The organism is Allochromatium palmeri, from assembly GCF_009720725.1.
GTDB classification, from domain to species: domain Bacteria; phylum Pseudomonadota; class Gammaproteobacteria; order Chromatiales; family Chromatiaceae; genus Thermochromatium; species Thermochromatium palmeri.
Window position 1 is genome coordinate 21,470 of the sequence record NZ_WNKT01000043.1, and the last position, 12,876, is coordinate 34,345.

General features: G+C 62.5%; 12 protein-coding genes. 6 read left to right on the top strand and 6 right to left on the bottom strand.

Annotated features, from left to right (window positions below; all coding sequences use genetic code 11):
• Positions 1-12: 12 nt before the first annotated feature.
• From GJ668_RS15740 to GJ668_RS15755, 4 genes are all read right to left on the bottom strand, one after another.
• The gene (locus tag GJ668_RS15740; RefSeq protein ID WP_155451084.1) at positions 13-846 is read right to left on the bottom strand and encodes a LabA-like NYN domain-containing protein; all 834 of its coding nucleotides are present in this window, start codon (positions 844-846) and stop codon (positions 13-15) included.
• 211 nt (positions 847-1,057) lie between these two features.
• Positions 1,058-3,004, bottom strand: coding sequence for an acetate--CoA ligase (gene acs, locus GJ668_RS15745; RefSeq protein WP_155451085.1), 1,947 nt, complete (start codon positions 3,002-3,004; stop codon positions 1,058-1,060).
• A 157-nt stretch (positions 3,005-3,161) separates the two neighbouring features.
• Complete coding sequence (locus GJ668_RS15750) at positions 3,162-3,839, bottom strand: exonuclease domain-containing protein (RefSeq protein WP_155451086.1); 678 nt, start codon at positions 3,837-3,839, stop codon at positions 3,162-3,164.
• Between the two features lie 3 nt (positions 3,840-3,842).
• A complete protein-coding gene (locus tag GJ668_RS15755) occupies positions 3,843-5,714 on the bottom strand; it encodes a putative nucleotidyltransferase substrate binding domain-containing protein (protein WP_155451087.1) in 1,872 nt (623 codons plus the stop codon).
• A 231-nt stretch (positions 5,715-5,945) separates the two neighbouring features.
• On the opposite strand from GJ668_RS15755, the gene GJ668_RS15760 reads away from it, so the two are divergent.
• From GJ668_RS15760 to trpC, 3 genes are read left to right on the top strand one after another with little or no spacing between them, the layout of a single operon-like run.
• The gene (locus tag GJ668_RS15760) at positions 5,946-6,527 is read left to right on the top strand and encodes an anthranilate synthase component II (RefSeq protein WP_155451098.1); all 582 of its coding nucleotides are present in this window, start codon (positions 5,946-5,948) and stop codon (positions 6,525-6,527) included.
• 1 nt (position 6,528) lies between these two features.
• Positions 6,529-7,551: an anthranilate phosphoribosyltransferase gene (trpD, locus tag GJ668_RS15765; RefSeq protein ID WP_155451088.1), complete on the top strand. Its 1,023-nt coding sequence runs from the start codon at positions 6,529-6,531 to the stop codon at positions 7,549-7,551.
• 35 nt (positions 7,552-7,586) lie between these two features.
• A complete protein-coding gene (gene trpC / locus GJ668_RS15770; RefSeq protein WP_155451089.1) occupies positions 7,587-8,384 on the top strand; it encodes an indole-3-glycerol phosphate synthase TrpC in 798 nt (265 codons plus the stop codon).
• Positions 8,385-8,390: 6 nt separating this feature from the next.
• Here trpC and crp read toward each other — a convergent pair whose 3' ends face one another.
• Positions 8,391-9,047, bottom strand: coding sequence for a cAMP-activated global transcriptional regulator CRP (crp, locus tag GJ668_RS15775; RefSeq protein ID WP_155451090.1), 657 nt, complete (start codon positions 9,045-9,047; stop codon positions 8,391-8,393).
• A 145-nt stretch (positions 9,048-9,192) separates the two neighbouring features.
• Here crp and GJ668_RS15780 point away from each other — a divergent pair, with 145 nt between their 5' ends.
• Positions 9,193-9,612, top strand: a complete 420-nt coding sequence (locus GJ668_RS15780) for an OsmC family protein (RefSeq protein ID WP_155451091.1) — start codon at positions 9,193-9,195, stop codon at positions 9,610-9,612.
• Here the strand turns inward: GJ668_RS15780 and GJ668_RS15785 are convergent.
• Positions 9,578-10,294 carry a transposase gene (locus GJ668_RS15785; RefSeq protein ID WP_155451092.1) on the bottom strand — a complete coding sequence of 239 codons (717 nt, stop codon included), beginning with the start codon at positions 10,292-10,294 and terminating at the stop codon, positions 9,578-9,580. The two genes, GJ668_RS15780 and GJ668_RS15785, sit on opposite strands and share 35 nt — an antisense overlap.
• A 133-nt stretch (positions 10,295-10,427) precedes the next feature.
• On the opposite strand from GJ668_RS15785, the gene GJ668_RS15790 reads away from it, so the two are divergent.
• Positions 10,428-10,730 (top strand): hypothetical protein, encoded by a 303-nt coding sequence (locus GJ668_RS15790; RefSeq protein WP_155451093.1) that lies wholly within the window; start codon positions 10,428-10,430, stop codon positions 10,728-10,730.
• A 539-nt stretch (positions 10,731-11,269) separates the two neighbouring features.
• Positions 11,270-12,876, top strand: a 1,607-nt coding sequence (locus tag GJ668_RS15795; RefSeq protein ID WP_155451094.1) for a COG1361 family protein, incomplete at its 3' end; no start/stop codon positions are given.

Below are 12,876 nucleotides of genomic sequence, written 5' to 3' on the forward strand. Positions count from 1 at the left end.
TGTTTGCGTCAGCTAGCGGTTGACCGTGAACGCCAGTCTCACATTGTTGGCGACCAGTCCATTGTCCTTCTGTTCGCTCTCGTTGAGGTAGAACTCCAGCACGGTCTCACGATTCATCAGTAGATCCTCGGTGACTTCGTCAGCGACCTCGTTGGCGTGACAGAACACGCTGGTATAGGGCGAATCGACCTCGCGTGGGTCTGTGATCCAGAGATTTGGCGAGAGTTGATTCATGACGCGCAGGAAGCCATAGCCCTTGTCGGGGAACCACTTGGTACAGACGCCCCGCACACAGGAACCGGGCTTGCCCCATTCGTTGCGCGGCTCGTACGTAACGGGAAGCAGATCCGGGATGATGAAGCCTGAATAAAAGGCATCGACCCGCTGCTGGAGCAGGCGCGAGACGTTTTTGAAGCCGATCAGTTCGACCCGGCAGCCGGTGTTCTGAAGCGCCTCGACGACTTGCAGAAAGTCCCCGTCGCCCGTGACCAGCAGCACCTGATCGAGCCGGTTGGCCTGGAGCATGGCATCCACGGCCATGTCGAGATCAGCATTCGCCTTGGTGGTGACGTTGCCGTTGTCATCCGTGTAGCGCCGCACTGTTTTGGCGGTGATCTTCCAGCCAAAGTCGCGCACCATCTGTTGATAAGCATGGGCCTTTTTTTTGTACTCGAAGTCCTCGCGCGCGCGCTCGGCATCGTAGGCCATGTAGGTGTTGAGACGTTGTAACACGCCGCCCTCGCGTGCAGCGAAACGGCGCAGGATGTCGTAACGCATCTGATAGCCGCCGTTGTAACGCACGTTCTCGGCGTCGACGAAAACTCCAACTCGAAAACTCGAAGACAAGATGAACCTCTTGAGATGAATGGTTCAAACCGCGTCCAATGCTCAAAGCACAGTGCCGTCCACTGCCCCGGTCCCGTCCGAGCCAAGCGGTTGGCGAGACGCGGCTTGAAGAGTTTTTAAATCAATCAATTGAAATCCATTTTGGCCTTGCGACCCAGTCCCTTCAAGACGAGATCGCGGCCCGGACCAGCCGGGCCGCGCGTGCGCCTCTTTACTTGACGGCGCGGTTCTCGATCAGATCCTCGACCACGGTCGGATCGGCCAGGGTTGAGGTGTCGCCCAGCGAGTCGATCTCGTTGGCGGCGATTTTGCGCAGGATGCGGCGCATGATCTTGCCTGAACGGGTCTTGGGCAGACCCGGCGCCCACTGGATGATGTCGACGATGGCGATCGGACCGATCTCGCCGCGCACCAGCGACACCAGCTCCTTCTTCAGCTCGTCGGTCGGCTCAACCCCGGCCATCGGGGTGACATAGGCATAGATACCCTGACCCTTGAGGTCGTGCGGATAGCCGACCACCGCCGCCTCGGCGACATGCGGATGCAGCACCAGCGCCGATTCGATCTCGGCGGTACCGAGACGGTGGCCCGAGACGTTGAGCACGTCGTCGATACGCCCGGTGATCCAATAGTACCCGTCGGCATCGCGGCGCGCACCGTCGCCCGTGAAATAGTAGCCCGGATACTGCTTGAAGTAGGTGTCGATATAGCGCTGATGATCACCGTAGACGGTGCGCATCTGACCCGGCCAGGGCTGGGTGATGACCAGTGCGCCCTCGCCCGGACCCTCGATCAGGGTGCCGTTGGCTGCATCGACCAGTGCCGGCACCACGCCGAAGAAGGGCTGGCTGGCCGATCCCGGCTTGAGCGCCGTGGCGCCCGGCAGCGGGGTGATCAAATGGCCGCCGGTCTCGGTTTGCCACCAGGTGTCGACGATCGGGCAGCGGCCATCGCCGACGACGTTGTAATACCACTCCCAGGCTTCGGGATTGATCGGCTCGCCGACCGAACCGAGGATGCGCAGCGAGGCGCGCGAGGTCTTTTTGACCGGCTCCTCGCCGGCGCGCATCAGCGAGCGGATGGCGGTCGGGGCCGTGTAGAAGATGGCGACATTGTGCTTGTCGACCACGTCCCAGAAGCGCGACATGTCCGGATAGTTCGGGATGCCCTCGAACATGACCGAGGTCGCGCCATTGGCCAGCGGGCCATAGACGATATAGGTGTGACCCGTGACCCAGCCCACATCAGCGGTACACCAGTAGACCTCGCCGTCCTGATAGTCGAAGGTGTACTTGTGGGTCATGGCGGCATAGACCAGATAGCCGCCGGTGGTGTGCAGAGCACCCTTGGGCTTGCCGGTGGAGCCGGAGGTGTAGAGGACGAACAGCGGATCTTCCGCGTCCATCGCTTCGGGGGCGCATTCAGTGGAGGCGGCGGCGATCGACTCGTCGTACCAGATGTCGCGACCCTCGACCCAGTCGACGTTACCGCCGGTGCGGCGCACCACGATCATGGTGTCGACGTTCGGGCACTCGCGCATGGCGATGTCGGCGTTCTTCTTGAGCGGGATGTGACGCCCGCCGCGCACGCTCTCATCGGAGGTGATGACCAGCTTGCACTCGGAGTCGAGCACGCGGTCGCGCAGCGAGTCGGGCGAAAAGCCGCCGAAGACGATCGAGTGCACCGCGCCGATGCGGGTACAGGCCAGCATGGCGACAGCCGCCTCGGGAATCATCGGCAGATAGATGCAGACCCGGTCACCCTTGTTAACGCCGCGCGACTTGAGGACGTTGGCCAGACGGCAGACTTCCTCGTGCAGCTCGCGATAGGTGATCTTGCGATCCACGTTCGGGTCATCGCCTTCCCAGATGATGGCGACCTGATCGCCACGAGTGTCCAGATGACGGTCCAGACAGTTGTAGGAAACGTTGAGCTGACCGCCCTGGAACCACTTGATGTGCAGGTCGTCGGCCTGGTAGCTGTAGTCCATGACCGAGTCCCACTTCTTACTCCAGGTCACGAACTGCTCGGCCTGCTCGGCCCAGAAGCCGGCCGGATCGTCCATCGAGCGCTGATACATCGCCGCGTACTGCTCGGCATTGATATGAGCCTTGGCGGCGATCGCCGCTGGAACCGGATAGACCTTTTCTTCTGACATGGATCTGATCTCCTCGATCTCTGATGGTATGTACGGCTTGGGCCAGCGTTCAGTCGCGATCACGGCCGGGACGACGCTGGTGGTTGGATGAATCCGTCGACAATAGTAAACCGTCGACTGAGTGACGATCTAGCCGAGACGATAAATCCGATTTCACTCAGCACAGAAATTCCGACAGACGCAGCCGGCGTCCGTCATCGCGATAGGCCGCCTGGGCCAGGAACAGTTCGGCGGCTGACAGGGCATCGCTGAGTGCATTGTGGGCCCCGTGACGAGGCAGGTTATAGCGACTGGTGAGCGCGTGCAGGCGCAGATCCGAAGCCTTGAACGGAATCTGGCGCCGCTCCAGCGTGCGATGGGCCAGGGTCTGGGTGTCGACAATGTGCAGCGGCAGCCCCTGACCCCAGCAGCGCTGGCAGGCCTGCGACAGAAAGCCCTGCTCAATGCTGGCATGATGGGCGATCATCACCCGGCCGGTGAGCGCGGCGAGGGTCTCGCCGAGGACATCCTCCAGCTCGCGTCCGGTGGCGGCCTGATCGTCGGTGATCTGATGGATCACGGCGCTCGCTTCGGGGATGGAGCGATCGATGCGCACCAGGTGATGACGCGCGGTCGAGAGATCGATTTCGGGTCCGTGGAGCACGACATAGCCGACGCTCAGAATCAGATCCTGGCGATGATCGAGTCCGGTCGTCTCCAGATCGATGGCCAGATAGTCGACCTCGCGATAATCGGTGCGCGGGCGCGGCAGGGGCTGGGCCAGATAGTCGCGCAGCGGTCCCTCGGGTGCGCGTCGGTGGCGCCAGCGTCGACCCCAGTCGGTCAGGATCGCCATACGTCAGGCAAAGCGCCCGGTCTGATAGCGCTGGCCGAGCGACTCCTGCATGGTGTTGATCAAGACGAAGGCCTCCTTCAGATGCCCGCGCTCCAGTGGTGAGAGCGCATCGGGTGCGAGAAAGTTGTCGGGCGGCTGGCCGTTACGCAGCTGATCGGCCTGATGGCGCATGCGCAGCGTGGCGATGAGTTCGAGCGCGTCGATCAGATTGGCGGCCCCGTCGCGACTCAAGGCCCCGCGCTCGGCGGCAACCTGGAGCCGCTCGTTGGTGTTGTTCTCCGGAATCCCGGCCGAAAGCGCATAGACGCGCGCCAGGTCGATGATAGGGATGAGCGCGCGATGCTTGATATCGAAGGTGTGGTCGTGATCGCCGCCCTGGATCAGCACGATGTTGCGGAAGAAGCCCAATGGCGGACGATTTTTGAGTGCATTGGCCGCCATGTAGGCGATGAAAATGCGGTTGGCGCGCGACTTCTCAATGATGCGCTCGTGCAGCTCCTCGCACAGCCCGTGCGGATCGCGCAGCGAGCGCATATCGAAGAAGACGTTCGACAGCATCAGCGCCATCGGCTCGGGCTTGAGGATCCAATTGGAGAAATACTTGTTCCAGATCCGTAGTGTCTGGCGCCATTTGGGATTGCTGGCCATGACATCGCCGGGACAGTAGACGAAGCCGCAGGCGTTGAGTCCATCGTTGACGAAGCGCGCCAGCGCCGCGAAATAGGCGTCGTCTTCGGGCTTGGCCTCGTCCGAGATCAACAGCGCATTGTCCTGGTCCGAATGCGAGGATTGCTCGCGCCGTGCCTGCGAGCCGCCCAACAGCCAGGCATAGGGTACGGGCGGCGCGCCCAGATCGGCCTCGGCCAGCTCGATCAGACGCAGCGTGATGGCATCGGTGATGGCGCTGATGGCCTGCCCGACCTGGGTCGCGGTGGCGCCGCCGAGGATGAGGTGGACCTGTAGCTCGGCGATCTTGGACCCGATCTGGGCCAGGGTCTCGATCGAGTCGGCACGGTGGATGTCGCCGACCAGATAGATCGAGTTGGCGCTCTGAAAGCGGGTGAAGTCGGTCGAGGAAATCAGCCCCACGACCTGCCCGCCCTCCAGCACCGGCAGATGGTGGATATTGAGCCGGGTCATGGCGATGAGCGCCTGGAAGCCGAGCGTGTCCAGGTCGACCGTGGTCAGGGTCTCGGTCATGATCGCGTGCACCGGCTGATCGGTCGCCAGTCCGGCCGCGACACAGCGATTGCGCAGATCGCGATCAGTGACCATGCCGGCCAGTCGCTCGCCATCCATGATCAGGAGCGAAGAGACATGGTGCTCCGACATGATGCGCGCAGCCTCGCGGATGCTGGTCTCCGGGCCGGTGGCGATGGGCGCGCGCTGGACCATGTCGCGCACCCGCACCGTCATGAGTCCGGTGCCGCTGGACGGTGACTCGGTCACCACGTCGAGCGCTTTGCGCAGCCGGCGTGAGGTCGATTGATCGAAGTGTTCGGCAAAGGATGGATGGGCGGCGCGCAGTTCGGCCAGGTCCGAGCAGGGGAGGGCGTAGACGAGCGTGTCCTCAGCGGTATGGCCCTGAAAGCGTGCCTCATCGGCGTCGGCCTCGACGCGACAGTTCTGATCGCACAGATCGCCCTCGGCCAGCTTGCCGACCAGTTCACCGCGCGAATTGCGCAGTTCAATCGCGCCGCGCCGCAGAATGTAGATACAGGACGGATCAGTCGTCTCGGGCGGAAAGGGCATGCCACGCCGGAAGTAGCGCACCGACAGGCGCCTCGGAAGACGTGCCAGCGTCTCCTCGGGCAGTTGATCGAACGGCGGATGGCTGGCCAGGAATTCCTGGATTTCGATCAGTTCGACATCCATCGGTTGCTCTCACGCTTGCAGAATAGAACGTAGATCCGGGACGAGGGCGCAGGATCCGAACCGCTCAGGGACCGCCGCGCCAGCGTCCATCGAATCCGATCACTCGGGTCGAGCCGGTATTGAACCATGAATTGCCAACGTTCGGGCGAGTGCCGTATCACGCCGGTTTCGTTCGAGGAGCGTTTCGGCGAGAATGCGCCGTCACCCCAAGAATCCCTGGATGCCCTTGCTATGCTGTTGATGATCGACAATTACGACTCTTTCACCTACAACCTGGTGCAGTATTTCGGCGAGCTGGGCGCCGAGGTGCGGGTGGTGCGCAACGATGAGCTGACGGTCGAAGCGGCCGTGGCGCTGGCGCCTGAACGGGTGGTCATCTCGCCCGGACCCTGTACGCCGCACGAGGCCGGGATCTCGGTCGCGCTGATCGAGCGTCTGGCCGGTCAGGTGCCCATTCTCGGTGTCTGTCTCGGACATCAGTCGATCGGTCAGGCGTTCGGCGGTCAGATTATCAAAGCGCCTGAAGTCATGCATGGCAAGACCTCGCCGGTGTATCACACCGATCAGGGTGTCTTCAATGGGCTGTCCAATCCTTTCGAGGCCACGCGCTATCACTCACTGGTGATCGAGCCCGAGACACTGCCCGAGTGTCTGGAGGTCACGGCCTGGACCCAGACCCCGGATGGTGCGCGCGAATGCATCATGGGCGTGCGTCATCGCGCGCTGCCGATCCAGGGTGTGCAATTCCATCCCGAATCCATTCTCACCGAGCACGGCCATCGCCTGCTCCAGAACTTTCTGGAGGACCGCTGACATGGAACTCAAGGACGCCATCGCGCGCTGCATCGAGCGCCGCGACCTCGACAGCGACGAGATGAGCGCGGTGATGCGCACCATCATGACCGGCGGGGCCACGCCGGCTCAGATCGCCGGGTTCCTGATCGCACTGCGTATGAAGGGCGAGCGCGTGCCTGAGATCGCCGCGGCGGCCTCGGTGATGCGCGAACTGGCCGCCGGGGTCGATCTCGACGGACTCGATTATACGGTCGACATCGTCGGCACCGGCGGCGACTGCTCCGGCACCTTCAATGTCTCGACGACGAGTATGTTCGTGGCGGCGGCGGCGGGCTGTCATGTCGCCAAGCACGGTAACCGCTCGGTCTCCAGCAAATCCGGGGCGGCTGATGTGCTGGAAGCGGCTGGTATCCGGCTCGATCTCAGTCCCGAGCAGGTGACCCGCTGTGTGCGCGAGGTCGGGGTCGGCTTCATGTTCGCGCCCGGCCATCACAGCGCCATGAAGCACGCCGTTGCGCCACGGCGCGAGCTGGGCGTGCGTACCATCTTCAACGTTCTGGGACCACTGACCAACCCGGCCGGCGTGCCCAATCAGGTGCTCGGCGTCTTCAGTGCCGAGCTGCTTGAACCCCTGGCGCTGGTGCTGCAACGGCTCGGCAGCCGGCATGTGCTGGTGGTCCATGCACGCGACGGACTCGACGAAATCAGCATCGCCGACAGCACGGATGTCGCTGAACTGCGCGATGGCGAACTCCATACCTATAGCCTGCGTCCCGAGGATTTCGGGCTCCAGCGCGCGTCGCTCGACGCCATCCGGGTCGGCGGTCCGGCGGAGAGTCTGGCGTTGCTGCTGGGCGTGCTGGCCGGCGAGTCAGGCCCGGCGCGCGATATCGTGTTACTCAACGCCGGTGCCGCCATCTATGCCGCCGGGCGCGCCGACTCGCTCGCCGAGGGCGTGACGGCGGCCGCACAGGCCATCGACAGCGGCGAGGCACAGCGGCGTCTGCAACGCCTGGCCGCGCTCACCGCGAGCTTCGACTGATCACGATCCACACTAGCCATTGGCCACATGTAGACATGAGCGATACCCCGGATATCCTGAAGAAGATCGTCCAGCGCAAGATCGAGGAGGTCGACGACCGGCGTGCGCGTCGATCAGAGGCCGAGCTAATGACCGCCCTGACCGATGTCGGGCCGGTGCGTGGGTTCGCAGCGGCACTCCAGACGCGGGTCGCGGCCGGCGATCCGGCGGTGATCGCCGAGGTCAAGAAGGCCAGCCCCAGCAAGGGCGTGTTACGCGCCGACTTTCATCCCGCCGAGATCGCGGCGAGCTATGAACGCGGTGGTGCCGCCTGTCTCTCGGTGCTCACCGATGTGGACTTCTTTCAGGGGAGCGACGTCTATCTCCAGCACGCGCGCGCGGCCTGTGCGCTGCCGGTCATCCGCAAGGATTTCATCATCGATCCCTATCAGGTGCGCGAGGCGCGGCTGATCGGCGCTGACGCCATCCTGTTGATCGCAGCCTGTCTGTCCGATGCGCAACTGAGCGAGCTGAATGCACTAGCCCGGGAGCTGGACCTGGATGTGCTGATCGAGGTGCATGACGCCGGGGAGCTGGAGCGGGCGCTGGCGGTGCCCGGACGGTTGATCGGCATCAACAACCGCAATCTGCGTACCTTCGAGGTGACGCTGGACACCACGCTCGGCCTGCTGGGATCGATTCCCGCTGAACGTCTGCTGGTCACCGAGAGCGGTATCCTGAACCGCGATGACGTGGCACGGATGCGTGCTCAGGGCGTCCATGCCTTCCTGGTCGGCGAAGCCTTCATGCGCGCGCCCGATCCGGGCGTCGAGCTGGCGCGGCTGTTTTTCTAAACAGCCTCAGCGCGTGCCATAGACCACGATCGTCTTGCCCTTGACGCTCAACAGACCCTGTTCCTCCAGGTTCTTGATCACCCGCCCGGCCATCTCGCGCGAGCAGCCGACGATGCGCCCGAGTTCCTGGCGCGTGACCCGGATCTGCATGCCGTCCGGGTGCGTCATGGCATCGGGTTGCTTGCAGAGATCGAGCAGGGTGCCGGCGATGCGCCCCGTGACGTCGAGAAAAGCCAGATGCCCGACCTTGCGGCTGGTGATCTGGAGCCGCATCGCGAGCTGCCCGCCGAGGCTATAGAGAAAATCCTTAGCCACCTCGGCCAGGTCTTCTTCGAGCAGCCGGTCGAGGCGCTGATAGCTGATCTCAGCCACCTTGCACTTGGTGCGGGTGCGCACGATGACGCTGCGCGTGTTCTGCGGGACGAACAGCCCCATTTCGCCGATGAACTCGCCCTTGTTGATATAGGCCAGCATCAGTTCGCGGCGCTCTTCCTCATCGAACATCAGGGCCGAGACCGAGCCTTCGATGAGATAGTAGAGGCTTTCGGCGGTCTGTCCCTGGCGGATGAAGTCGACGTTCTTGTCATAACTTTTGGTATGGCAGTGCGCTAGAAAGGGCTTCAGCCACCGTGGTTCGTCCTGCGGTGCTTTCTGAATGCTCATCGCTCGACCTGTGCGTGGGGGGCGGAACTGGACTCGATTCTAGGCAGGCTTGAGGGGCTTGTCGAACTTAGGCTGGCCTGCGGCACCGCCCGCGTGGACGATCGAAGCGAACCGGATAACAACCAACCGCCATGAGAGGTGCAATATGAAAGCACGGGTGAAATGGATCGATGGAGTCGCCATGCTGGGCGAATCCGGCTCGGGGCATGGGGTGGTGATGGATGGCCCGCCCGAACTGGGCGGACGCAACGTCGGTGTGCGGCCGATGGAGATGCTGTTGCTCGGCATGGGCGGCTGCACTCAGTTCGATGTGCTCATGATCCTGCGCAAGGGGCGCCAGGACGTCACCGACTGCGTGCTGGAGCTGGACGCCGAGCGCGCCGAACAGGATCCCAAGGTTTTCACCCGCATTCACGCCCATTTCATCGTCACCGGGCGCGGACTCGATCCCAAGCGGGTCGAGCAGGCAATCCGCCTGAGCGCCGAAAAATACTGCTCGGCCTCGATCATGCTCGGCGCCACGGCGGCCATCACGCATGACTTCGAGATCCGAGAGGCGGTCTGACAAACGCACTCCTGATGAAGAAACCGAAAGAGACTTGAGCAAGCGGAGCCGGATGCGGGAATTTCGCCTGTCCGGATCTGTGGGTACTTGGTTGGACTTTGGACAAAAACAGGCTCCTTGTCCGCGCATCAACAGGTCGCTCCAGCGTGAGGCGAATGACCCGTCCGGAGGCGGTCTGATCAAGCCATTCAGCGCTCTGCGAGGGACTCCCCCAGGTCTCGGGGTCGGCCAGGCGAAAAGGCGCGCCATACCAGGTCGGATGCCCGCACGCCAAGGCGCTCGCCGGCGCGGGGCGATAGTAGACGCGGTTGCTGGCGCTGCGGGCGATCACGACATGATTGGAGAAGGCGCTGAGCGTATGCAGATACGCCGCATGGCTGTAGTCGGAGTCGGCCACCTGCACGCTCAACGCCGCCCCATAGGGCTGGGCGGGATCGGCCAGCACGGCGGCCATCTGCGCGGCGGCCACTGCGGTGGCGGTGGTATCGCTAGCCACGCGCTGCGCCTGGAGCGGTACGACCCACGGGGGATCGAGGCGGGAGCGTTCCGGCAACGCCGCCACCACCGAAGAGCGATGCCCAACAGCAATCGGTTTATTGCCCGGAGCCGGATTGGGCTGGTAGACCACTCCACGATCGGCCAAGGTCGCGGCGAACGGGCGTGGATTCGGCGTGGTGTCCACCCCAACAGCCGGCCTTGATCATCGCTTGATCCAAGGCTGAGCTTTTTGGTCGGTGATTGTCATGTGCAGGGAGTGGCAGGAGCACCTGGAGGGCATACCCTTGGGGGTGCGAACCAACCGAGGGGAAACGCCGGTGCCCGATACTCCTGCCGAATCGGACTGTAGTGCATGTGAACCGACGAAGCCAAGGCATTCGCGCCTGCGCGGCGTCGAGCCGTTCAGCGCGGTGGCGAACGCGCTGGAGGATGGGGTCTCTCAGCGTTGCGCGGCAACCCGCGCGGGCGTTGCGCGAGGCACCCTGCGCTATTGGGAGCGCCGCCGAGTGCACGCCGCGCCGCCAGAGTCCGCGCTGGCCGTGTTCATGGAGACGCCTGAAGGGGTACGTTGGCTGCGCCAGATGGTCGTCGCCGGGCTGGTCCAACGTCCAATTCCTTAGGTAATTTAACTGACGCCGATTTTCAGGCAGAAAATGTAAAACAAGGGCTAATATTACGCAGCGCCCTGAGACTCTACTTTATGAAATCAACAAGTTGGCTTAGCGTTTACAGCTCGCAAGTGATTGATTTTATAAGACAGCTGCGTAACATCAGATAAGGGAGGGTTAACTCCAGCCATTTTAAAGTGTATAAAAAAACATTTAAGATCAAATGGTTAAAAGATCAGGTGATCCTGGCAATCTTCAAACCCTGCGATCTCGCGCAAGCACTTTGAAGCAAAATTAGGGTTTTACAAGCGGACACATTTCGCCACCTTAAAAGGGCTGGGGTTAACTCACTCCCATCCTGAAAGAATGAATTTCTCACGGAGGAACGGATGAACGAGCGTATTTCTACTTTCCCAAATCTCTCATGGCTGCTTGCCAGACTTGTGCCGATATCATTTCTTTGGGGCGTTTCAATAGCAGGCGCCGCTGCGTTGAATATATCGCTCGAGGTTGGTCCTGACCCCGTCCAGCCCCTAGGCCGAGTCACGCAGGTGCTGACGATTCGCAACAACAGCGGAGTTGCTCAGACGGGTGCGGTCGCCATCTCGCGGCTTCCACATGAAGTGTGGAATGTGAGCGGATCGATCAACGTGGAGGGCAACGGCACGTGCCCCGGAGTCGATTGCGGCGCGGGCGAGCCCGTGAGCTGGGCGCTTGGGACGCTTGAGCCTGGCGAAGTGCGTCAGCTTGGGTTGAGCTACCTGATTGTGCGGGATGTCGCGGATGGCAGCCTGATCGCCCAATCGGCTTCGGTCCAATTCGACGGTGGGGTGGCAACGGCCAGCTCGGATGTCTTGGTAGAGAGCGCTCCGTTGCAACTCGGGCTGACGCCGTTGCCGGATCCGGTGCGCATTGGCGATATGCTCGATTACCGCGTGAGCTACGGCAACACGACAGGAAACGATGTTACGGATGGTCGGTTACGGGCCCGCATCCCAGCGGATACCACACTGTTTTGGGCGAGTAACGACGGTCAGCAGGTGGGCGATTGGGTCGAGTGGCTGATCGAGGCTCTCCCTGATGGGGGGAGCGGCAGTCGGCAATATATAGTCCAAGTTGATGGTGCAGCCCGCTTGATCACGGCCGACGCGACGCTTGAGAGCGATGCGAGCGAGAAGACCGCACTCGCTCAGGCTGTCAGCTCAGTACAAAAGACGGTTGCCGTGAATATATCGCTCGAGGTCGGTCCTGACCCCGTTCGGCCCCTAGGCCGAGTCACGCAGGTGCTGACGGTTCGCAACAACAGCGGAGTTGCTCAGACGGGTGCGGTCGCCATCTCGCGGCTTCCACATGAAGTGTGGAATGTGAACGGGTCGATCCGAGTAGAGGGCAACGGCACGTGCCCCGGAGTCGATTGCGGCGCGGGTGAGCCCGTGAGCTGGGCGCTCGGGACGCTTGAGCCTGGCGAAGTGCGTCAGCTTGGGTTGAGCTACCTGATTGTGCGGGATGTCGCGGATGGCAGCCTGATCGCCCAATCGGCTTCGGTCCAATTCGACGGTGGGGTGGCAACGGCCAGCTCGGATGTCTTGGTAGAGAGCGCTCCGTTGCAACTCGGGCTGACGCCGTTGCCGGATCCGGTGCGCATTGGCGATATGCTCGATTACCGCGTGAGCTACGGCAACACGACAGGAAACGATGTTACGGATGGTCGGTTACGGGCCCGCATCCCAGCGGATACCACACTGTTTTGGGCGAGTAACGACGGTCAGCAGGTGGGCGATTGGGTCGAGTGGCTGATCGAGGCTCTCCCTGATGGGGGGAGCGGCAGTCGGCAATATATAGTCCAAGTTGATGGTGCAGCCCGCTTGATCACGGCCGACGCGACGCTTGAGAGCGATGCGAGCGAGAAGACCGCACTCGCTCAGGCTGTCAGCTCAGTACAAGAGACGGTTGCCGTGAATATATCGCTCGAGGTTGGTCCTGACCCCGTTCGGCCCCTAGGCCGAGTCACGCAGGTGCTGACGGTTCGCAACAACAGCGGAGTTGCTCAGACGGGTGCGGTCGCCATCTCGCGGCTTCCACATGAAGTGTGGAATGTGAACGGGTCGATCCGAGTAGAGGGCAACGGCACGTGCCCCGGAGTCGATTGCGGCGCGGG

Bases quoted from the DNA above. Each gene is read 5' to 3' on its own strand.
- acs (WP_155451085.1), bottom strand. From the start codon at position 3,004: ATGTCAGAAGAAAAGGTCTATCCGGTTCCAGCGGCGATCGCCGCCAAG.
- GJ668_RS15750 (WP_155451086.1), bottom strand. From the start codon at position 3,839: ATGGCGATCCTGACCGACTGGGGTCGACGCTGGCGCCACCGACGCGCA.
- GJ668_RS15755 (WP_155451087.1), bottom strand. From the start codon at position 5,714: ATGGATGTCGAACTGATCGAAATCCAGGAATTCCTGGCCAGCCATCCG.
- GJ668_RS15760 (WP_155451098.1), top strand. From the start codon at position 5,946: ATGCTGTTGATGATCGACAATTACGACTCTTTCACCTACAACCTGGTG.
- trpD (WP_155451088.1), top strand. From the start codon at position 6,529: ATGGAACTCAAGGACGCCATCGCGCGCTGCATCGAGCGCCGCGACCTC.
- trpC (WP_155451089.1), top strand. From the start codon at position 7,587: ATGAGCGATACCCCGGATATCCTGAAGAAGATCGTCCAGCGCAAGATC.
- crp (WP_155451090.1), bottom strand. From the start codon at position 9,047: ATGAGCATTCAGAAAGCACCGCAGGACGAACCACGGTGGCTGAAGCCC.
- GJ668_RS15780 (WP_155451091.1), top strand. From the start codon at position 9,193: ATGAAAGCACGGGTGAAATGGATCGATGGAGTCGCCATGCTGGGCGAA.